This window comes from Polaromonas sp. AET17H-212 (genome assembly GCF_002379085.1).
Taxonomy (GTDB): Bacteria; Pseudomonadota; Gammaproteobacteria; order Burkholderiales; family Burkholderiaceae_C; genus Polaromonas.
Genome location: NZ_NBZW01000023.1, coordinates 16,462 through 36,184, shown reverse-complemented (window position 1 = coordinate 36,184; position 19,723 = coordinate 16,462). Strand labels below are relative to the sequence as shown.

Here is a 19,723-nt window from a genome sequence, read left to right as displayed (position 1 = left end):
TGTGCCGGCTGTGGTGTGAAATCACTGGGTCCGTCCAGACACGCACCGAACCGACCGCACTGGGCCAATGTCCCCCGATGGCGGTATATTCATCCGTACCCCACAGATACCAGGAGCCCGTCATGTCACAAACCGCCAAGGCACTCAGTGAACAAGCTGTACAGTTGCCGCCCGTTGAACGCATGGCGCTGGTGGAGCGCATTCTGGACAGTCTCGACGTACCCGACGCCTCTCTGGATGCGCTGTGGCTCCATGAAGCGGATGAGCGCCTGGCTGCGTACCGGCGGGGCGAGATCCGTGCCGTCGCGTTGTCCGACGTATTGGCCAAATACCAGGTATCGAAACCTGCATGAATATCCGGCTGCTGGAGCCAGCGCAACAGGAGCTTGACGATGCGATGGCCTGGTATTCAGACCAGGCGCCAGGTTTGGGCGATGCCTTTCTGATCGAGACGCTTAAAGCACTGAAACTTGCCAATCAGTTTCCGCACGCCTGGCATCCCTTGAGTCCGCAGATTCGCCGTTGCCGCCTCAATCGATTTCCCTACAGCATCATTTACAGCCTGGACGGTGATGACCTGCTGGTGATAGCAATCGCGCATCAGCATCGCAAACCAGGCTATTGGCGCGACAGGCCCAAAAATACTTGATACGCTCCCCTTTCCTGCAAACCACGCTACCGACATGAACCTTTCCCTTTCCCTCTTCCCCCTGGGCTGGCAGCACTACCTGCTCGGCGGCCTCATCATTGGCCTGGGCACGTCGCTGCTGTTCGTGCTGACGGGCCGCATCGGCGGCATGAGCACGGTGTTCTCCAGCACCTGGTCCTTCGTGGTGCGCCGGCCGTTTTTCCAGCAGGCGCGTTTTGTCGAGTCGCGCGGCTGGCGGCTGGTGTATGCGGCCGGGCTGATCCTCGGCGCGCTGGTCTGGTGGCTGGGCTTTGCCGGCGGCAAGCCGGAAGCCACGGCGGTGCCGGTGTGGCAGTTGCTGGTGGGCGGCTTCTTCGTGGGTTACGGCGCACGGCTGGGCAATGGCTGCACCTCCGGCCACGGCATCTGCGGACTGGGCTCGCTGCAGGTGCCCTCCCTGATGGCGGTGTTGACCTTCATGGCGACCGCCTTCCTGACGGCCAACCTGGCTGCAAGGTGGCTGGCATGAGCGCCGCACGCGGCTTGGCTACGCTGGCGGCGGGCGTGCTGTTTGGCTTCGGCCTGTCCTACTCGACCATGATCCGGCCCGAGGTGGTGCTGAGCTTTCTGCGCTTTGAAGACTTCGGGCTCATGCTGGTGATGGGCGGCGCCGTCGTGGTGGTGACGCTGGTTTACAAGCTGGCACCCCGGCTGCTGGCCCGGCCGCTGCTCGGTGACCATTTCCATACCCACCCCAGCGCCTGGAACCGCGACACCGCGGTGGGTGCTGCGCTGTTCGGCGTGGGCTGGGGCCTGTGCGGCGTGTGCCCCGGCCCGGCCATTGCGGGCCTGGGCGCGGGCAACTGGGACCTGCTGTGGGCGCTGGCCGGCATCTCGCTGGGCGCGCTGGTGCAGGGGCTGCGGGCGAAGTGAACAACAGCCCGGCCCGCCTGATCCTTTTCAACAAGCCTTATGGCGTGCTGAGCCAGTTCACGCCGGAAGGACGCTGGCGCGGGCTCAAGGACTTCATCGCGATTCCGGACGTGTACGTGGCCGGCCGGCTCGACGCCGACAGCGAGGGCTTGCTGCTGCTGACCGACAACGGCCGGCTGCAGGCCCGCATCAGCGACCCGCGCTTCAAGATGGAAAAAACCTACTGGGTGCAGGTCGAAGGGGTGCCCGACGAGGCCGCGCTGCAGGCGCTGCGTGCGGGCGTGCAACTCAAGGACGGCCTCACACTGCCGGCCAGGGCCCGCCTGCTGGTGCCGCCGCCCGAGGTGGGGGAACGCGAACCGCCGATACGCACACGGCAAGCCATTCCCACCGCCTGGATCGAGCTGGTGATTCGCGAAGGCCGCAACCGCCAGGTGCGGCGCATGACGGCGGCCACGGGTTTTCCGACGCTGCGCCTGATCCGCGCCGCGATCGGCCCCTACCGCCTGGACGGCCTGGCGCCGGGAAGCTGGCGGGAACTGACGCAGGAGACTGACCATGACGATGCCTGAAACTGAGCCCGCAAAGGAGCCGGTGCAGCGTGATGCCGGCACGTCCTGGTACGACCGCCACATCCTGCCGCGCGCGCTGGACTTTGCCTGCGGCCTGCCGATGCTGGGCCGCCAGCGCCAGCTGGTGGTGCCGCTGGCGCGCGGCCGCGTGCTGGAGGTGGGGGTGGGCACGGGACTGAACATGCCTTACTACGACAAGACCCGCGTCAGCCGCATCATCGCGCTGGACCCGGCGCTGGCGCTGCACCCGCTGGCGCGCGAGCGCATCGCGCAGGCCGGGCTGGATGTGGAGCTGCTGGCGCTGTCGGCCGAAAAGATTCCCTTGCCCGACGCAAGTGTGGACACGGTGCTGATGACCTACACCCTGTGCACGATTCCCGACCCGCTGGCCGCGCTGAAGGAAATGCGCCGCGTGCTGGCGCCCGGCGGCCGGCTGCTGTATTGCGAACATGGCCGCGCGCCCGATGCCTCGGTGCGGCGCTGGCAGGAGCGGCTGCAGCCGCTATGGGGCAAGGTGGCGGGTGGCTGCCACCTGGGGCGCGACATTCCGGCGCTGCTGCAGGAAGCCGGCTTTGTGCTGCCTGACCTGCACACACGTTATTTGCCGGGGCCGCGGCCCTTCACTTTCCACTACTGGGGCGAAGCCCTGCCCGCCTGAGCACTCCCCCGAGCACGGCCTGCGCGCTTTATTCGGTGTCGCCCATCACCAGGTAACGCTTGACCAGGTCGAAGAAGCGGTCGTAAAACGCATCGGAGGTGATGGTTTCGCTGCTCACCTTGACCAGCGAGTCGTTGCTGGCACTGAAGGGCAGCGAGACCGATCCGATCGCGCCCACCCCGAGGCTGGCCGAGTTGTTGCTTTTCTTCAGGGCATAGGTGTCCTGCAGGGCCGTGACAAAACCGAGGCTGACCTTGCCATCGATGCTTTCCGGCGCGCACACCACACGAATGGCGATTTGCAGGTGGGCCTCCGGCTCGGGCTGGAAACTTTTCTGGGCATCCACCAGGTCTTTTCTGGCGGTGTTGATGAGGTAACCCTGGCTCAGCAGCGCACGCCGCGAGGCCTCGCAGGTCTGCGCGGGCGTGGCGTCGAACAGGCGCGAGTAGGTGGCGGTTGATGCGAACTGCTCCTGCAAGGGAAACTGCTTGATGGGGGCCGCGCAGCCTGCCAGCAAGGCGGCAAGTGCGCACAGGCCCAGCCGGCCTGCCGGTGAAAAACGCATGCAAAACAGGTTCAAAGCCGGGTACTCCTTGGCATCAGTCTTCCGGTGCGCCAGACGTGCCGGACCGCCCCGGCAAAGCGGTGCGGGCCTACACACACAACGCGGCGACATCCATGCAAACCAGCGTACCACAGCCACCGGCGCTTGATCTCCCACCGGGGTGGGCCCGCCCCGCGCGGACGATGTAAAAAACTGCAAACCGCCGGACCGCGCACCGGGTGCGACCCGACCTCAGGCCAGCACGTGTTTTGCCACGGCGGTGTAGACCGGAATGCCCAGCAGGATATTGAGCGGAAAGGTCAGGCCCAGCGACATGCCGATGTACAGCGAAGGACGGGCTTCGGGAATCGCGTGACGGATCACGGCCGGCACGGCGATGTAGGAGGCGCTGGCGGCCAGCACCATCAGCAGCGCCAGCCCCGCATGGACTGGCGGCGCAGCCACCGCATAGGCCAGCAACCAGGCGGGTTTGCCGCGCAGTTCGCCCATGTTGCGTGCGGCGAGCAGCCCCATGTCCAGCAGGAAGAAGGCGAGCATGCCCTTGAACAGGTCGCCGGTGAACGGCTGCATCGCGGCCTCGCCCTGCGTGCCGCGATGCAGGCCGATCACCATCGCGCCAAGCAGCAGCAATTGCGAGCCGTCGGTCAGCGACTCGTGCAGCAGCCGCTCGAGCGTGCTCAGCGGCTGGACTTCGGCCAGCCGGTTCGGGCCATGCGTAGCCAGGCGACGCGCGACCTCGTCAGCGTTCAGGCCATGCGGCGGCAACGTCGAGGGCGTGCCATGCGGGCGCGTCGGCGGGCCCGACACCGGCAAATTCAATGCGCAAGTCAGCCATGCCGGGAGCTTGGTAGACCGATTGCCTGGTACTTCGACCCAGAAATATCGGAACACAATGAAAGCGATGGATTCGTGCCCAGGGCGAGGCGCAAACCGCAGACATGGCCGTCGCCATGGCGAGGATTTGCAACGATGCCATGGGTGCAAAGGCGCGCTTTCATGTCTCGATATTTCTGGGTCGCTCAAGTGGCGGCAAGTTCAACGGGATCACAGTGTTCAGCTGCCAGGCACTGAAACGACCGCGTTGGGCGCTGTTCCCACCCCCCGCTGGGGCTTCACGTCGCCAATGATCGCAGCCCGCACGGAGGCAGGCTCCGGGGCTGTGCCGCGGCGGTCATGCTGCAAAACCAGGTCGTGCAGAGAAACCGACGCCAGGAATTGCGCCAGTTCGCGCTCAAGGTCGGCACACCAGTCGCTGGCAATCCGCTGGCCCGGAGGATGGTCGCGGCTGGACGGCTGGGCTGCGGTGCGGGTGCATGGCGGCCCCGACTCGTCGACGGCGTGCACGATGTCGGCGACTGTAATGTCAGCAGCGCTGCACGCCAGGCCATAGCCGCCGCCGGGCCCGCGCGTGCTGCGCACCAGCCCTCGCCGACGCAGCCGTGCGAACAGCGACTCGAGATACGTCAGTGAGATCTTCTGCCGTGCACCGATGGTGGCCAGCGCAATCGGCCCGTGATCGGTGCGAAGGGCCAAATCCAGCATGGCGAGCACGGCCAGACGGCCTTGGGTGGCGATTTGCATCATGAACTTTCGGTTGTTGTTTCCAGAATCAGAACTTCTCGGGGCGCAAAACGACGACCTCGCCAACGTACATCACCATCGAGTAGTTGTCGTAGTAGCGTTCGCGCAGCGCAGTGCAGATGGCATGGGCCGTGTCGGCGTCGCAGAGCACTTCGAGGCGGATGTTGGCGTGCGGCGCCCAGGTGGCGTCGCGCATGCCGCGGCTGCCCTTGCCGCGCGCATCGGTGATGGTGTAGCCGCGCGCGCCCAGGTTTTCGATGTCGCGCACGAGCATGTCCTCGAGCGCGGCCTCGGTCACGATTGTCAGCAGTTTGCGGGTGGTCATTTCCATGGCGTCAGGCTCCGGCGTGATGAAGGTACTGGGCAAGCCGGTGGTACAGAGGAATGCCCACCACGAGGTTGAACGGGAAAGTGATGCCGAGCGCCGCGCCGATCGACAGCGCCGGGTTGGCCTGCGGCACGGCGATGCGCATGGCCGCCGGCGCGGCGATGTAGGAGGCGCTCGCGTACAGCGTGGCCAACAGCGTGACGCCCCCCACCGACAGCCCGAGCAGCATGCCGGTGACCAGACCCAGGCCCGCGGCCGCCAGCGGCATGAGGACGGCAAACGCGATCAGGAAAATGCCCGCGCGCCGCAGGTCGCCGAAACGCCTGGCAACCACCAGGCCCATCTCCAGCAGGAAAAAAGCAAGCAGCCCCTTGAACAGGTCGAAGAACAGGCGGTCGAGCGGCGCGATGCCGCCGGGCCCGGCCGCCCAGCCGATCACCAGCCCGCCCAGCAGCAACACGATGCTCTTGCCGGCGAAGACCTCGTGCAGCACCTGCCGCCAGGGGGTGCCTTGCTCGCCGCGCCGCGCCAGCAGCACACCGATCATCAGAGCAGGAAACTCGAGCAGCACCAGGAATACGGTCATGTAGCCCTCGGCGGCCTCGCCCAGCCGGGCCAGGTAGCTGGAGCCGACGGCGAAGGTGACCACGCTGACCGATCCGTAGTGCGCGGCGATTGATCCCGCATCGGCGGTTGACAGCTTGCCAACGCGGCGCAGGAGCGGAAACGCCGCCAGCGGGATCAAGGCGCCCGCCACCACCACGGCGAGGGCCGGCAGCGCGACATCGGACAGCGGATAGCGCGCCAGCTCGACACCGCCTTTGAGGCCGATCGCGAGCAGCAGAAAGATGCTCAAGGCCTCATAGAGGACGCCGGGTATCTTGAGGTCCGAACGCACGAAGCCGGCGATCACGCCGAGCACGAAGAACAGGATGACGGGTTCGAAGGAGGGCATCGCCAGCCACTGCTACCGCACGATCAGCACGGGCAGCCTGGCCAGGTGCACGACCTTGTAGGCCACCGAACCCAGCAACAGGGATTCGGTAGCGGTCAGCCCGCGCGAGCCGATGGCAATGCCGCGACTGCCCAGCGCATCGGCCAGGTCCGCAATCTCTGGCGCCCCCTCTCCCATGACGATATGCAGGCGCCAGCGGACCGACGCCGCGTCAAGCAACTGGCGCGCCTGCGCCGTGGCTGTCCATCCGCGCCGCGCCAGTTCAGACTCTGCAGCCTCTTTGTTCAGCCAGAGCTGGACATGCACCAGATCGACCCCGACGCCCGGCTCCATTGCCGCCAGCCCTGCGACCATCGCGACGGCGCGCAACGAGCACGCCGAGCCATCGACCGCCACCAGCCAGCGCTTGCTGCCTGGGTCTTCACTGACCCCTGCACCGGGCCAGGTCACGGCGACGAGCCGGCCCATGTCATCGCGCCGTTCGAGGGCTGGTGCCGGCATGGCGTCTTGCATTGCAGCATCGGTCATGAAACACTCCTGGACGGTTTGTGGCTTGAGAGCTTCAGGCTGAGGATCACGGAAATCAGGATGATCGAGGCCACGATCAACAGCGACCACTGCACCGGCATGTGGAACCAGGGCATCGCCAGCATCTTGCCGCCGATAAAGACCAGCACCAGCGCCAGACCGTACTTGAGCAGGTGAAAGCGTTCGGCCATGTCGGCCAGCAGAAAGTACAGCGCCCTCAGGCCCATGATGGCGAAGATGTTGGAGGTGAACACGATGAACGGATCAGTGGTCACCGCGAAGATGGCCGGGATGCTGTCGACGGCAAACACCAGGTCGCTGGCCTCGATCATCATCAGCACCAGGAACATCGGCGTCGCATAACGCAGGCCGTTGATGCGCACAAAGAAGGCCTCACCATGAAAGCCCGGGGTGATGCGCATGTGGCGGCGCAGCCAGCGCAGGAAGGGATTCTTCTCCAGGTCGGGTTGTTGATCGGCCATGACCAGCATCTTGATCCCGGTCACCACCAGGAACGCGCCGAACACGTAGAGCACCCAGGCAAACTCCGACACCAGCCAGACGCCGGCCATGATCATTCCTGCGCGCATGACAATCGCACCTATCACCCCGTACAACAGCACGCGGCGCTGCAGCTCCGGCGGAACGGCGAAGTAGGTGAAGATCATCACGAACACGAACATGTTGTCGACCGACAAGGTCTGCTCGATCAGGTAGCCGGTGAAGAACTCCAGTGCCTTGCGGTTGGCGATCTCACGGCCGGCCGTGCCGTCCAGGTACCACCACAACAAGGCGCCGAATGTCGTGGCCAGGAGCATCCAGGCCACCACCCAGCTCCCGGCCTCCTTGACCGAAACACGGTGGGCCTTGTTACCACCCAGTACAAACAAGTCCAGGGCAAGCATTGCAATGACGAAGGCGATGAAGCCGGCCCACATCGGGCCGGTAGCGAAAGATTCAATATTGCTCATGGGCACACCCCGGACGTGGCGTGCGTGGCTGGTCTTCTTCGGAAGGGCGTGGTTGAGGCGCTTGTTTTCATGGGTTGTCAGGTGGTGTTACAGGTCAGCTAGCAAGAAGCTGGGAGGGTTTGGGGCGGCATAACGCCGGTCGACAGCGTCGCAATTGGCTGGCCCCTGCCGAGCGCGGAAATCCTGGCAGCGTGATTTGCGCCAGTCGGTGCAACTGAGCCACATCAGTCGGCCGCCATTCCAAGAACCAGGAGGCCCGCACCAACGCCTGCCGGAATGCCAACACGCTCCAGGCTGGAGGCGGCGTCCCCGGCAATCACCTCCACGGGCACCGTGGTGCGTTCGATCACCTGGTTGGTGACCGAGTCCTCGACCCAGCGAACCAGTGAACTCTTGCGCGCGGTGCTCATCACGATGCGCGCGCATCGGAGCCGGCGAGCCGCATCCGCAATGCAATCGGCCCTGTCTCCGACTTCAACATGGACGGTGTAGGGAATGCCGGATCGGTCAAGCGCCTGCCGCGCGGGCCCGAGCGCCTTTTCGGCCTGCTCCTGGTGGAACGCCATCCGGTCCCGCCTGCCGGTGAAGCGGACTACCTCACTCGAAAACGGCCGTTGTATGTTGAGCAAGTGGATTTCGAGCTCCCGATCTTTCATGAACTCCCTCGCAACGTGACGCACGCCGTGCAGCGAATTGGGTGATCCATCTGGCGGGACGAGGACTCTTGACATGGCATTACTCCTTCGGTGTGACCGGTTTGACGTGGCGATACTCAACCGCCGGTTGGGTCAGGCTAGCCACGCTGCGGCACCCGCCAGCACGCTCCCGGCGCCGCACGCAGCCATGAGCTTGACGTCGCGCCGGTTGTCGCCAGCGTACTCGCGCCAGGCGCAGAACAAAATCAAAACCCCCAGCGATGCTATCGGGAGCGCGTAGTCAGACATGCTGGCACCGCATCTTCAGCATCTCGCGTTGCAGACCCCAATGTTCGACCGCTGCCACGAGCACGATCGATTCGCCATCTGCAACACGCCCGTCCGCCTCGACGATGGTCACGCACAGACCGATGAGTTTGCGCCGCAGCTCGGGGCTATCGATCTCGGCCATCAGTTCGGCCAGCGTTTTCGGGTCAACCCGGCACATGTCACTCCAGCTGGAATGCGCTGCCGAGAGAAGGTCCTCGCAAAACGTCTGGACGACCGCATGGAACTCGGCCTTGTCCAGTCCGATTTGCGCATCCACGTCCAACCGGTCAAAGGTGTCGAGTTCCTTTTTGCACATGCTTCCATCAGCAAGCATGGCAAGCGCAACAATGCGTGCGGCGGCCTGCGGGCTGTTCCGCGGATAACTTCTCATCAGGAGGTCCTTTCTTTAAAGAGGGGGCTCAGTCGAAAATTTCGCTGAGCCAGGACTTCTGCCGGCGCGGGTAGCCGCGCTTGCCGTGCCGATAGTCGGAATCCACAAAGTCGGGTTGGACCTGCTGGACCGGCTGCACGACAGGCCGGGCGGCGGGCGCTGCGGCGGAAAGGTCCAGCAGCTTGTCGAGTTCTCCGCGGTCCAGCCAGACACCCCGGCACTGGGGACAGTAGTCAATTTCGACGCCCTGGCGTTCGGACATCAGCAGGGTTGCATCGGGGCAGACGGGGCATTTCATTCGGGATGTTCCTTTCGGGAATTTTCAGAGGGCAGCGCTCAGCGCTGGTGAGTGATGGCGCGCGTGCGGGTACGGGTGCGGGCGGGCTGCAACTTGCGCAGCAGCGCCCGCACAGCGCGCGACAGGGCACTTTGCAGAGCCGATCCCCAGTCACGGGTGATCGACGTCACCACCACCGTGCCGGCGCCTTCGGCGCTCAACTCGACCTGGCAACGTTTGTCGATGCCGTCCCGGGCGCCCTGCACGTCCGACATCTGCACCCTGGCGCGCGGCGCGAGCCAGTCGAGTGGGCGTGTGGCCTGGCGCACCCGACGCATTGCCAACCCGCGCAGACGCTCCAGCCAGGGTTCGCGCGATTCAAAAATGATCTGCATGAGGGACTCCTTCGCTTTCGAAGGTTCTCACGATACCGGGACACGCACTTCTTTAAAAGCAGATAATTGTGAATAAATACTTCCGAAAAACAGAAACATGAGCAAAGACTTCAGCTACCGCCACCTTTACTACTTCTGGGTCGTGGCCAAGGAAGGCGGCATGACCCGCGCCGCCGACCGTCTGGGCATGGCGGTGCAGACGGTCAGCACGCAGGTCCGCGAACTGGAACGCTCGCTGGGCTACGCCCTGCTCAAACCCGAGGGCCGCGGCGTGGCGCTCACGCCGGCAGGCGCCGCGGCCATGCGCCAGGCCGAGCAGATTTTCCAGCTCGGCGAACAGCTGCCGACCGCGGTGCGCGAGGCAGCCAGCACCCCGACGGTGCGGCTGGCGGTGGGCATCTCCGACGGCCTGCCCAAGCTGGCAGTGCGGCGCCTTCTGCAGCCGGTCATGCATGAGCCCAGGCTCAGGCTGCTTTGCCACGAGGACGAGTTCGAGGACCTGCTCGGTGACCTTGCGCTGCACCGCCTTGATGTGATCCTGGCGGACCGGCCCGCGCCGCCCAACCCCAACGTCAAGCTCTACAGCCATCCGCTCGCGTCATCGCCGCTGGCCTGGTATGCGCCGCCTTCCTTGTATGCCGCGGCGCGCAAGGGTTTCCCGCAGTCGCTGGCCCGGGTCCCGGTGTTGCTGCCCACCAGCCACAGCGCGGTACGCGCCCCCCTCGACCAGTGGTTCGAACGGCTGGACATCACCCCCCACATCGCCGGCGAATTTGAAGACAGCGCGCTGCTCAAGACCTTCGGCGCGGCCGGAATGGGCGTCTTTCCGGCAGCCGAGCTGATGCAGGAGGAAATGACCGCGCGTTACCAGGTCAGGCGGGTGGGGCCTTGCGAGGGTGTGGAAGAACACTTCTACGCCCTTGCCGCGCACAAGAAGCTGCTGCACCCGCTGGTGCAAAAGCTGCTGGCGGCCGCCCGCCCGCGGCACCCCTGAACCGGAAGCGGCAAGCGGGCCCCGGCGGGGCTGGCGGTGCGCGGCGCAGTTGGCTAGAATTCGCAGTTGTGGGGGGGGTAGCTCAGCTGGGAGAGCGCTGCGTTCGCAATGCAGAGGTCGGGAGTTCGATCCTCCTCCTCTCCACTCCGTCTGGTTCGATGCACCCCCTGTCCTTCCCGGCCGCCACTGCTCCATTTTTGATAGCTGACTGCGCACGTCCTTGTTGGTCTGAAGCCATTTTTGACCATCAATAAAAAAGCCAGGCACTGCCTGGCTTTTTGGTCGGGACGCTGTGAGCGCCCGAGGCCTGCCTTAACCGCGGCCGTTACGGCGGTCGTTGCGCATCATGCGCTCCACGTCGTCGCGCAGTGCGGACAGCTCGGCGCGCAGTTGCCGGCGCTCCTGCTGGGTCACGACGCCGTCAGACTTGAAGGCCTGCTCCTGGCGCTCAATCACACGCTCGCGTTTGTACAGCCTGCGCGCTTCGCGCTGGGTGATGCGGCCAGAGCGCACACCCTCGTCAATGAGCTGGCTGATCTCCTGCGCGCGCTGGTCGATGCCGGGGGTGGCGACGGCCTGGTCTGCATAGCCGGGACGGACCACGTCGCGGTTGGCCATCATGCGTTCCACATCGGCGCTCAGGGCACCGAGGTCGGCGCGCAACTGCTGGCGCTCCTGCGGGTTGGCACTGCCGTTGGCCTTGAAGTGCATTTCGCGGGCTTCGATCTCGCGGTCACGCTGGTACAGCGCCTGCGCCTCGGAAGGCGTGATGTGGCCGGACGCCATGCCCTGCTGGATGCGCGCACCGATCGCCTGCTGCGACTGGTCAATGCCCGGGGTGTAGTTGCCCTGCGCCATCACCGGGGCCATGCCCAGACCGGCGAACAAGGCAGATGCCAACAAGGAAGCGGTCAACAGTTTCGATTTCATGGGGTTCTCCTGCGATGCGGATGAATAACCAGCAGCCCGGTGGGCAGCTTGCGGTGGCTGGAACGGTTTCCAGGGTCGGCAAGCGGCGGTGGGAGCTGCTCCTGAATCGCTGCTTTTTGAAGGCTGTGTGTGACTCAGTGGGGCCATTGTTGGCCTGGCTGTGTGAACGCCGTGTAAGGAAAACGGAGATTTACCGGGCATTTACCGCGCGACTGCAGTGGTATCCAGATGCGCATGCTCCCGGCGTGGCGTTGCATTGCGCTTCGGCCCGGCGGTTTGGTGTGCATTGCCAAACGCCTCCCCCGGCTCCCCTCATCAGTGCCCGGTCCATGCACCATGGCCCCGGGCCGGGCTGCCGCCTCAGGCCGCGTGTTTGCCCGCGGTCCAGCCCTGATCGCCGAGGGCCTGCGTGGCCACGGCCGCGGGGCTGGCTTCGAGCGGCGTGGCCATGGTGTCGTTCCAGCGATTCAAAAAGGCAAACAGCGCCACCACGCCGAGGATCTCGGTGATTTCGCTGTCGCTCCAGTGCTGCTGCAGCTGCGCAAACTGTGGGTCGGTCACGGCGTTGGGCTGGCTGGCTGCGGCCAGGGCAAAGTCCAGGGCCAGGCGTTCACGCTGGCTGTAGAGCGGGCTGCTGGCATAGCGCCAGACGTCGGCGAGCTTGGCTTCGCTGATGCCGAAGTTTTTGGCCCCGAGCAGGGTGTGCGCCTGGCAGTACAGGCAGCCCGCCACCTTGCTAACCACATGGCCGATCAGCCGACGAAAGCCCAGGTCCACCTCGCCTTCGGGGTCCATCACCGCGCCATTGAGCTGCGCCAGCGCCTGCACGAGTTTGGGCTTGCGCTGCATGGTCAGCACACTGTTGGGCGTGAACCCCAGCGTGGTCAGGAAAAAATCGAAATGTGGTTTGAGCGCCGGCGTGGTGTCGGGCGGCAAGGGTGCAAGGCGTGGCATGGCTGGGGTGTCCGTGGATGGTTTTCAGGTGGCTTGCCGGGCGCTGGCGTCCGGCGCTGCGGCCGCGTCAAACACGCCGCTGAGCAGTTCGGGCAGGCGCGCCACGCCCATCTTGAAGCCGCAGGCCTGTGCATGGCCGCCGCCGCCCATGCTCTCGGCCAGCGCGATGCAGTCAAAGCCGCGCTGCGAACGCAGGCCGGCCTTGACGACGCCGCCCGGGGCGACCGTCCACATCAGCGCAAAGGTGCCGCTTTGTTTGGAAAGCAGGTCGCCCACCAGGCTGTGAAACACGCCGGGTGCATTGACCATCAGGCCGTGCTGGCCGTTGAAGATGACGGGCTGCGCGTTCTCGGCGATGCCGGCCGCCAGCTTGCTGAATTTTTCGTCCATCGCCTGGCCCCGCGCCATGAAGGCCGTCACCTGTTCGGGGCTGAAGGCGGCGATGGCCGCCCAGCGCGCAAAGTCGTGGGGCTCCATGTCAAGCGCCGCCAGGAAGGCCGGGCTCTCGGGATGGCGCCAGACCCAGATGTCGCGGTCCTCGATATAACGCACCAGGTCCGGCAAGGGGGCGGTGGGATGAAAAAATTCCCAGGCCAGGCGGGCGCCGCATTTGTCCATGTCGAAGTGCACCACCCCGCAGCGGCAGGCAAACCCCGTGAGTTTTTCTGCGGCGCTTTTGTGGTGGTCCAGCATCACGAGTTTGGCGGCGCGTTCTTCGATGCCACGCAGGATGTCGGCGGAAAACGAAAAGTCGAGGATGTAGACGGCGCGTCCGGCCAGCGCCGGCAGGTCATCGATCGAACGGGTGTCGCCGTGGTCCAGCCCCACCAGTTCGGCCCGGCCTTCGTAATACAGCCAAGCGGCCAGGGCCGCGGCAAAGCCGTCCGGGCAGCCGCGGCCATGGTAAAGAATCAGCGGCTGCGGGTCGTTTTTGTCGGGGGCAACCAGCAGTTGCAGGGGAAGTATGGTTTTCATGGCCCTCTGATTGTCGCCCGGCGGCGCGGGCTTCTTCGCGGATCAGTCGCGCGGGGCTGCCTGGGTCGGCCGGCGGCTGGCGGCCTCTTCGAGGCTTTCCATGCCGTCGCGCGGCCGGTCGCTGTGCGACACCCAGAGGCCGTCGGCCACATAACCGGGGCCTTTCATGATCATCACGACCACGCAACCAAAAGCCACCGTGACCACCATGGACCAATGGAAAAGGATCGCGCCCAGCACCATGTAGCCCACCATCTGCGCCCAGCGCGCCTGGGCGGCACCGGCGGCGGGATCGTTGAACAGGTACACCAGCCCCAGGACCAGCAGGGGCAGCAGCGTACCCACCGCGGCGATCAGCGGCAGCTTGCGCCACAGCGTCCACTCCAGGCCGCTGGCGGCGCGCCGGGAGTTCGGGAGTTTTTTCAACCAGTTCATCAGGGGCACGACACTCCATGAAAAGCTTGTCGCAGAATGGTCAGTATTCCACGCCAAGCACTGCCCGGCCATGACATGGATCAGGCGCCAGGCCTGGTGGGAAGCAACGATGTTTCATGTTTTAACCCGGCTTCTCACGCCTTGCAGAAACGCCCCGTTTGTCCCTGTTGAAGGCGTGGGAGCCTCCCACCCCGGCGCCGGGGCGGGAACCAATCTGCGCCCGCCGGCTCCATCGTGCAAGTGTTTGCGCGCATGGCCGCAAAGCTCCCAAGGAAGTCGATGCTCAGAACCCTCAAAGACCTGTTTGACACTTTCACCGCGCCTGCCCGGGCCCAATCTCCCGGTGAGCGCGACCATGCGCTGCAACTGGGCACCGCCGTGCTGCTGGTGGAAGTCATGCGTGCCGACCCGGCCATCACCGCCGCCGAAAGGGCCACCGTGCTGGACACGCTGCGCGAAAAATTTTCGCTCGCCGACGACGAGCTGGCCCGGCTGCTGGAACTGGCCGAAGACACGGCCAGGACCAGCCACGACTACCACCGCTTCACCTCCGCCATGAACGAGCATTTCACGCAGGCGCAGAAGATCCAGATGGTGGAAACCATGTGGCAGGTGGCGTATTCGGACGCCCACCTCGACGCCCATGAAAACCACCTGATCAGCAAGATTGCCGGCCTGCTGCATGTCACGCATGGCGAATACATAGGCGCCAAGATGCGCGCCAAGAAAGCCGCCGGCCCTGCCTGAGCGGGGTCTGGCGCTTTAAAGCGCTCTGTTTTTGATAGCTTCTCGCGCCCATTTTAAAAGGGCTGCAGGCGATTTTTGTTTTCTGATTTTTCCCGGCGGACTTCGGCAACAATACCTGGCACACCCGCCGCTGGAAAGTGGCACCGGCCGGGACCAAACCGCGCCCCCGGTCAGTCCGCGATCAGGGTTTCGATGATGGCAAACAGCTCCGTGGTCTTGATGGGTTTGGCCAGGTAGTCGTCCATGCCGGCCTCCAGGCAACGCTCGCGGTCACCCCGCATGGCGTTGGCCGTCATGGCCACAATGGGCGTGCGCAGGCGCTCCTGTTTGCGTTCGAGCAGGCGAATCGCCTTGGTCGCCTCAATGCCGTCCAGGTCGGGCATCTGCATGTCCATCAGGATGATGCAAAAGCGGTGCATCAGGAATTTCTCCACGGCTTCCCGCCCGGTGCCCGCCAGGGTCACGCGGTAGCCGCCACGTTGCAGCAGTGTCATCACCAGGGTCTGGTTGATCAGGTTGTCTTCCACCACCAGCACCGGCAGCTCCTCTTTCGTCCCCGGCGGCAGGGTCGCCGAGAACACCGGCAAGGCGTCCGGCGCCGGCAAGGGCGTCACGTCCTCGGTGAAGGCCATGGTGAAATGAAACCTGCTGCCGGCACCGGGGCTGCTGTCCACCCACAACTCGCCCTGCATCAGGCCGACCAGGCGGCGCGAAATCGTCAACCCCAAGCCCGAGCCGCCAAACCTGCGCGTGGTCGACGTGTCTTCCTGGCTGAAGGCCTGGAAAATATGCTGCTGCTTTTCAGGGGAAATGCCGATGCCGGTGTCGGTCACGGTGAAGTGCAGCATGGCGCCGCCGGATTCGCGGGGCTCCAGCGTGCAGTGAACGCTGACCTCGCCGCGGTCGGTGAACTTGACGGCATTGCCCATCAGGTTCAGCAAAATCTGCCGCAGCCGCACCTGTTCGCCCACAATCCGCCGGGGCACCGCAGCGGCCATGGTGCGGCTCAGGCGCAGCCCTTTTTCCTGGGCCCGCAGGGAAAGCGACTGAACCGCCTCGTCCATCAACTGGTGCAGATCGAAAGGGATCAGCTCCATGGTGAGCATGCCTGCCTCGATTTTCGAGAGGTCCAGGATGTCGTCAATGATGGTCAGCAAGGCATCGGCCGAAGTCTTCACAATGCCGAGAAACTGCCTCTGCTGCGCCGTCAGCTCGGTTTTGAGCACCAGGCCGGTCATGCCCAGGATGCCGTTCATGGGGGTGCGGATCTCGTGGCTCATGTTGGCGAGAAATTCGCTTTTGGCCCGGTTGGCTGACTGTGCTGCCGCGACGGCCTCCTGCAGTTCGTCGCGCCTGGCGCCGCGCTCCTGCACCAGGTCGGCGATCGTGCGGGACAACACGGCGATGTCGTCACTTCCTGCGAAACCGTCGGATGCAACCTGGGGCAGCAGTTCCGCCAGCGCGCTGCGCAGCGACCCCAAGGCCTCCTCGCGGTTGGCCAGCTCTTTTCTCAGGCTGTGGGCGGTCTGGTCGAGAACCTCGAACGTGGGGCGAAATTCCAGCGGCAGACTCTGCAGCAGCAGTGGCCTCGCCGCGAGATCGCCATGGCGCGGAAAGTCCGCCTTGAAGGTGTGCACCCGCTCCAGCGAACCCAGCCAGTGGCGCAGCGGAAACCAGATCAGCAGCAGCCCGCCGGCAACACCGGCCAGCGCCAGCCCCAGGGCGGCCAGCATCAGCTGCCACAAGCCTGCAGCCACCTGGTCCACCGCAAACCCCAGACGCAGCACGCCATAGTCACGCCCGCCCAGGGAAAGGGTCCGGCTGACGTCATGCAGGTTAGCTGCCGCCGCCTCGAGCAGCCATGCGGGGGGAGACACGGGTGGCGGCTGGGCGTGGTGGCGTTCGATGACCCCGCCTGCAAGATCGATGAACGAGGCCGACGAAAACTGCGACTGCAGGACAGCCTTGTCCAGAATGCGTTTGATGGTGTGATGGTCCCCGATCACGGCGCTGTCGGAAATGGTCTGCACGGCCACCTCGACCAGCATGGTCGCCGAGTCCTGGGCGTTTTCAACGGCCTTGGAGAACTGGTAATGATAAAAAAGCCACAGGCCGCTGCAGACAAACAGCAGCAGTGTCAGCGTGTAAAGAAGGTAGACGCGCGCAACCAGCGACTGCGGAAGGAGTCGGGCCAGCGCGATCATTGACCGCTGCTCAGCGCAGGCCGGACGGGGCCGACTTGCTGGACGGTAGCAACAGACTGGATGACCGGATTCCAGCAGGCAGCGGTCAGATGGACGTTGTACGGATTGACCGGAAAGAAGGCCTCAACTGGTTTTTCGGCATGGGCGAGCGCACAGCCTGAGAGCACGGCCACACAGGCCACAAGGTGACGAAACACGGAGCGCCTTCAAAGTCAACGTAGTCAAAAAGTGTAACTACGAGCGGGCCGCCCGGTTGGCCGAAGTGCGGCCAGAACGCCCTTGACTTCGACCGATCAACGGTCAGGCGTTCAGGCGTTCAGGCGCCGGGTTGCATCCATTGCCAGAGCCGCGCCGGTGAGATCGGCATCTGCAGCGCCCTGGCCTGGGCGGTCATGCCGCGGCGGGCCAGCGCGTCGGCCACGGCGTTGACCACCGTGGGGCCGGCGCCAATGGTGCCGAGTTCGCCCACCCCCTTGACGCCCAACGGGTTGTTCAGGCAAGGCGTGGACTCGTCCATCTCGGTCCTGAAACCGGGCGCGGTGTCGGCACGCGGCGCGGCGTAGTCCATCAGGCTGCCGGTCACGGGCTGGCCGGTCTCGCGGTCATAGACCATGTGCTCGCACAGTGCCTGGCCGATGCCCTGCACCGCACCGCCGTCGAGCTGGCCGCGCACGATCATCGGGTTGACGACACGGCCGACGTCATTGACCGACGCGTAGGCCACGACCGCCACCTGGCCGGTCTGCGGGTCGACCTCGACCTCGCTGATGTGGCAGCCGTTGGGCCAGGTGGGCCCGGCCACCGTGGTGGTGGAGTCCACAAAGATCTGCCGGTCGCCTTGCCGCGCGGCCAGATCGAACAGGCCGATGTGCAGGTCGGTGCCGGCGACCGTGAAGTCGCCACTCGCATAAACGATGTCCTGCTCGGCCGCCTCGAATTCCTTGGCAGCCAGCTGTTTGCCCAGTGCAATCGCCTTGTCGGCACCGGCGCGCACCGCCGAGCCCCCGGTGAACAGCGAACGTGAACCGGCGCTGCCAAAGCCGTTGCCGCGGTCGGTGTCGCCCATCACCACCCGCACCTGGTCGGCGGGCACGCCAAAGGCGTCCACCACCAGCTGCGTCAGCGTGGTGGCAATGCCCTGCCCCATGGCGTTGACGGCGGTGAAAACCTCGATCATGCCGTCGGCCTGCACCGCGACCGTCACGGTTTCTTCCAGCGCGTTGCCGCCGGTCCACTCGAGAAAGGTGGCAATGCCGAGACCGCGCAACAGGCCGCGCGAGGCTGACTGCGCCGCCCGCGCATCAAAGCCTTTCCAGTCGGCCAGCAGCAGCGCCTGGTCCATCACCGACTCGAACTTACCGGTGTCATAGACCTGGCCCATGGGGTTGGTGTAGGGCATCTGCGCGGGCTGGATGAAGTTGCGCCGGCGCAGTTCAATGCGGTCGATGCCGGTCTGGCGCGCGGCCTCGTCCATCAGCCGTTCCATCGTGAAAATGGCCTCGGGCCGGCCCGCACCGCGGTAGGCGCTGGTGGGTGCGGTGTTGGTCAGCACGGCGCTGAAATGAAAGTCGATGGTCTGGATGTCGTAGACACTGGTCTGCACCCAGGGGCCGATCAGCACCTGGATGGCCACCCCCGCGCCGGTGGTGTACGCGCCCACATTGGCCAGCGAGGCCAGGCGCAGCGCGAGTATTTTCCCGTGCGCGTCGAGCGCCAGTTCGGCGCGGCTCGACACATCGCGGCCGTGGCAGGCGGAAATGAATTCCTCGCTGCGCTCAGCCACCCATTTGACCGGGCGCTGCAAGGCGCGGGCGCAATACGCGGCGGCAATGTCTTCGGGGTACACGCCGGTCTTCATGCCGAAGCCGCCACCCACATCACCGACCACCACACGCACCTGCTCCTGCGCCATGCCCAGCGCGTCACACACCGAGTTGCGCACCCCCGTGGGCATCTGGGTGCTCATGCGTATCGTCAGGCGCTGCGAGGTTTTGTCGAACGCGGCCAGCACCGAGCGCGGCTCCAGGGTCAGCGCGTGCAGGCGCTGGTTGACGATGTCCAGCGCCACCACATGGCGGGCCCTGGCAAAGGCCGCGGCGGTGGCTTCCACGCTGCCGTAACGCGTCTCGCAGGCTATGTTGTCGGGGGCTTCCGGCGCCAGCGCCGGGGCGCCGGGCGCGGTGGCATCGTTCACGTCCACCACCATGGGCAGCTCGTCGTAGTCCACCATCACGGCTTCGGCGGCATCGCGGGCCTGCTGCAGGGTCTGCGCGACCACGGCAGCGACCGCCTCGCCGACGAAACGTACCCGTTCATGGGCTAGCACACGGCGCGCCGGTGACACACCGGGCGAGCCATCGGCCCTTGAAAAGCCGCTGGAGCCGGGAATCGGCTTGACGCCGGCGGCCACCAGGTCGGCGCCGGTCACGACCGTCAACACGCCCGGCATGGCCAGCGCGGCGGCGCTGTCCACCGCCACAATGCGCGCGTGCGGATACGGTGAACGCACAAAAAACAGGGCCACCTGCTCCGGCAGGGTCACGTCGTCGGTGAACTGGCCGGTGCCGGCCAGCAGGGCGTCGTCTTCGAGGCGGCGCACGGCCTGGCCACTGCCAAAACGGGTCGGTTGAATGGCTGCTGCGGGTGTGGTGGACACAAATAGCTCCTGGAAATGGCGAAAATGGCCCGCGCGCACGCTGGGGCGCGGGCCGGAAAATGGGAAGCAGCCACTATAAGT

Annotated in this window: 25 protein-coding genes, 1 tRNA gene and 1 pseudogene; 9 read left to right on the top strand and 18 right to left on the bottom strand. The window is 65.3% G+C overall.

The annotated features are described in order from the left end of the window. Nucleotides 1–122 precede the first annotated feature (122 nt). The 6 genes from B7G53_RS16665 to B7G53_RS16640 are packed head-to-tail and all read left to right on the top strand — an operon-like array spanning nt 123 to nt 2,791. Nucleotides 123–353, top strand: coding sequence for an addiction module protein (locus tag B7G53_RS16665; protein WP_096669723.1), 231 nt, complete (start codon nt 123–125; stop codon nt 351–353). Further along, nucleotides 350–649: a type II toxin-antitoxin system RelE/ParE family toxin gene (locus tag B7G53_RS16660; protein ID WP_096669721.1), complete on the top strand. Its 300-nt coding sequence runs from the start codon at nt 350–352 to the stop codon at nt 647–649. Before B7G53_RS16665 ends, B7G53_RS16660 begins: the two co-directional genes overlap by 4 nt. A gap of 34 nt (nt 650–683) precedes the next feature. Further along, nucleotides 684–1,157, top strand: coding sequence for a YeeE/YedE family protein (locus tag B7G53_RS16655; RefSeq protein ID WP_096669719.1), 474 nt, complete (start codon nt 684–686; stop codon nt 1,155–1,157). Beyond that, complete coding sequence (locus tag B7G53_RS16650) at nt 1,154–1,561, top strand: DUF6691 family protein (RefSeq protein WP_096669717.1); 408 nt, start codon at nt 1,154–1,156, stop codon at nt 1,559–1,561. The genes B7G53_RS16655 and B7G53_RS16650 overlap by 4 nt, the downstream gene beginning before the upstream one ends. Continuing rightward, entirely contained in the window at nt 1,558–2,133 is a 576-nt protein-coding gene (locus tag B7G53_RS16645) for a pseudouridine synthase (RefSeq protein ID WP_255250050.1), read from the top strand. Before B7G53_RS16650 ends, B7G53_RS16645 begins: the two co-directional genes overlap by 4 nt. Further along, entirely contained in the window at nt 2,120–2,791 is a 672-nt protein-coding gene (locus B7G53_RS16640; protein ID WP_255250049.1) for a class I SAM-dependent methyltransferase, read from the top strand. Before B7G53_RS16645 ends, B7G53_RS16640 begins: the two co-directional genes overlap by 14 nt. 28 nt (nt 2,792–2,819) lie before the next feature. On the opposite strand, the gene B7G53_RS16635 is transcribed toward B7G53_RS16640, so the two are convergent. The 12 genes and pseudogenes from B7G53_RS16635 to B7G53_RS16585 all read right to left on the bottom strand — a co-directional run bounded on the left by B7G53_RS16635 (nt 2,820) and on the right by B7G53_RS16585 (nt 9,747). Further along, nucleotides 2,820–3,356 (bottom strand): DUF2242 domain-containing protein, encoded by a 537-nt coding sequence (locus B7G53_RS16635; RefSeq protein WP_096669803.1) that lies wholly within the window; start codon nt 3,354–3,356, stop codon nt 2,820–2,822. Nucleotides 3,357–3,587: 231 nt separating this feature from the next. Beyond that, nucleotides 3,588–4,142 (bottom strand): annotated as a pseudogene (locus tag B7G53_RS22895) (sodium-dependent bicarbonate transport family permease); the annotation flags it as partial. Nucleotides 4,143–4,409: 267 nt separating this feature from the next. Next, a complete protein-coding gene (locus B7G53_RS16625; RefSeq protein ID WP_176491385.1) occupies nt 4,410–4,937 on the bottom strand; it encodes an Rrf2 family transcriptional regulator in 528 nt (175 codons plus the stop codon). Nucleotides 4,938–4,965: 28 nt separating this feature from the next. Further along, nucleotides 4,966–5,268, bottom strand: coding sequence for a P-II family nitrogen regulator (locus tag B7G53_RS16620; protein ID WP_096669711.1), 303 nt, complete (start codon nt 5,266–5,268; stop codon nt 4,966–4,968). A gap of 4 nt (nt 5,269–5,272) precedes the next feature. Further along, a complete protein-coding gene (locus B7G53_RS16615) occupies nt 5,273–6,220 on the bottom strand; it encodes a sodium-dependent bicarbonate transport family permease (protein ID WP_096669709.1) in 948 nt (315 codons plus the stop codon). 12 nt (nt 6,221–6,232) lie between these two features. Next, the gene (locus B7G53_RS16610; RefSeq protein ID WP_096669707.1) at nt 6,233–6,748 is read right to left on the bottom strand and encodes a universal stress protein; all 516 of its coding nucleotides are present in this window, start codon (nt 6,746–6,748) and stop codon (nt 6,233–6,235) included. Continuing rightward, a complete protein-coding gene (locus tag B7G53_RS16605; RefSeq protein WP_096669705.1) occupies nt 6,745–7,719 on the bottom strand; it encodes a TerC family protein in 975 nt (324 codons plus the stop codon). The genes B7G53_RS16610 and B7G53_RS16605 overlap by 4 nt, the downstream gene beginning before the upstream one ends. 224 nt (nt 7,720–7,943) lie before the next feature. Next, nucleotides 7,944–8,450: a universal stress protein gene (locus tag B7G53_RS16600; protein WP_096669703.1), complete on the bottom strand. Its 507-nt coding sequence runs from the start codon at nt 8,448–8,450 to the stop codon at nt 7,944–7,946. Between the two features lie 57 nt (nt 8,451–8,507). After that, on the bottom strand, nt 8,508–8,663 hold the full coding sequence (locus B7G53_RS22890; protein ID WP_176491384.1) for a hypothetical protein: 156 nt from the start codon (nt 8,661–8,663) through the stop codon (nt 8,508–8,510). Then, entirely contained in the window at nt 8,656–9,075 is a 420-nt protein-coding gene (locus tag B7G53_RS16595; protein WP_096669701.1) for a TerB family tellurite resistance protein, read from the bottom strand. The genes B7G53_RS22890 and B7G53_RS16595 overlap by 8 nt, the downstream gene beginning before the upstream one ends. Before the next feature lie 28 nt (nt 9,076–9,103). Further along, on the bottom strand, nt 9,104–9,373 hold the full coding sequence (locus B7G53_RS16590; protein ID WP_096669699.1) for a TFIIB-type zinc ribbon-containing protein: 270 nt from the start codon (nt 9,371–9,373) through the stop codon (nt 9,104–9,106). Between the two features lie 38 nt (nt 9,374–9,411). Continuing rightward, nucleotides 9,412–9,747, bottom strand: a complete 336-nt coding sequence (locus tag B7G53_RS16585; protein ID WP_096669697.1) for a hypothetical protein — start codon at nt 9,745–9,747, stop codon at nt 9,412–9,414. Between the two features lie 97 nt (nt 9,748–9,844). Here B7G53_RS16585 and B7G53_RS16580 point away from each other — a divergent pair, with 97 nt between their 5' ends. Both B7G53_RS16580 and B7G53_RS16575 read left to right on the top strand, forming a co-directional pair. After that, entirely contained in the window at nt 9,845–10,741 is an 897-nt protein-coding gene (locus tag B7G53_RS16580; RefSeq protein ID WP_096669695.1) for a LysR family transcriptional regulator, read from the top strand. A gap of 71 nt (nt 10,742–10,812) precedes the next feature. Beyond that, nucleotides 10,813–10,885, top strand: a tRNA-Ala gene (locus B7G53_RS16575). 168 nt (nt 10,886–11,053) lie between these two features. On the opposite strand, the gene B7G53_RS16570 is transcribed toward B7G53_RS16575, so the two are convergent. The 4 genes from B7G53_RS16570 to B7G53_RS16555 form a co-directional block, all read right to left on the bottom strand. Then, nucleotides 11,054–11,671, bottom strand: coding sequence for a hypothetical protein (locus B7G53_RS16570; protein WP_096669693.1), 618 nt, complete (start codon nt 11,669–11,671; stop codon nt 11,054–11,056). Nucleotides 11,672–12,031: 360 nt separating this feature from the next. Continuing rightward, nucleotides 12,032–12,625, bottom strand: a complete 594-nt coding sequence (locus B7G53_RS16565) for a carboxymuconolactone decarboxylase family protein (RefSeq protein ID WP_096669691.1) — start codon at nt 12,623–12,625, stop codon at nt 12,032–12,034. A gap of 24 nt (nt 12,626–12,649) precedes the next feature. After that, on the bottom strand, nt 12,650–13,600 hold the full coding sequence (locus B7G53_RS16560; protein WP_096669689.1) for a DHH family phosphoesterase: 951 nt from the start codon (nt 13,598–13,600) through the stop codon (nt 12,650–12,652). Nucleotides 13,601–13,642: 42 nt separating this feature from the next. Further along, complete coding sequence (locus B7G53_RS16555; RefSeq protein WP_096669687.1) at nt 13,643–14,035, bottom strand: hypothetical protein; 393 nt, start codon at nt 14,033–14,035, stop codon at nt 13,643–13,645. Between the two features lie 279 nt (nt 14,036–14,314). On the opposite strand from B7G53_RS16555, the gene B7G53_RS16550 reads away from it, so the two are divergent. After that, a complete protein-coding gene (locus B7G53_RS16550) occupies nt 14,315–14,782 on the top strand; it encodes a TerB family tellurite resistance protein (protein WP_096669685.1) in 468 nt (155 codons plus the stop codon). Nucleotides 14,783–14,952: 170 nt separating this feature from the next. On the opposite strand, the gene B7G53_RS16545 is transcribed toward B7G53_RS16550, so the two are convergent. Further along, a complete protein-coding gene (locus B7G53_RS16545; protein ID WP_096669683.1) occupies nt 14,953–16,986 on the bottom strand; it encodes an ATP-binding protein in 2,034 nt (677 codons plus the stop codon). Between the two features lie 316 nt (nt 16,987–17,302). Next, nucleotides 17,303–19,642 (bottom strand): xanthine dehydrogenase family protein molybdopterin-binding subunit, encoded by a 2,340-nt coding sequence (locus B7G53_RS16540; protein ID WP_096669681.1) that lies wholly within the window; start codon nt 19,640–19,642, stop codon nt 17,303–17,305. Nucleotides 19,643–19,723: the final 81 nt, after the last annotated feature.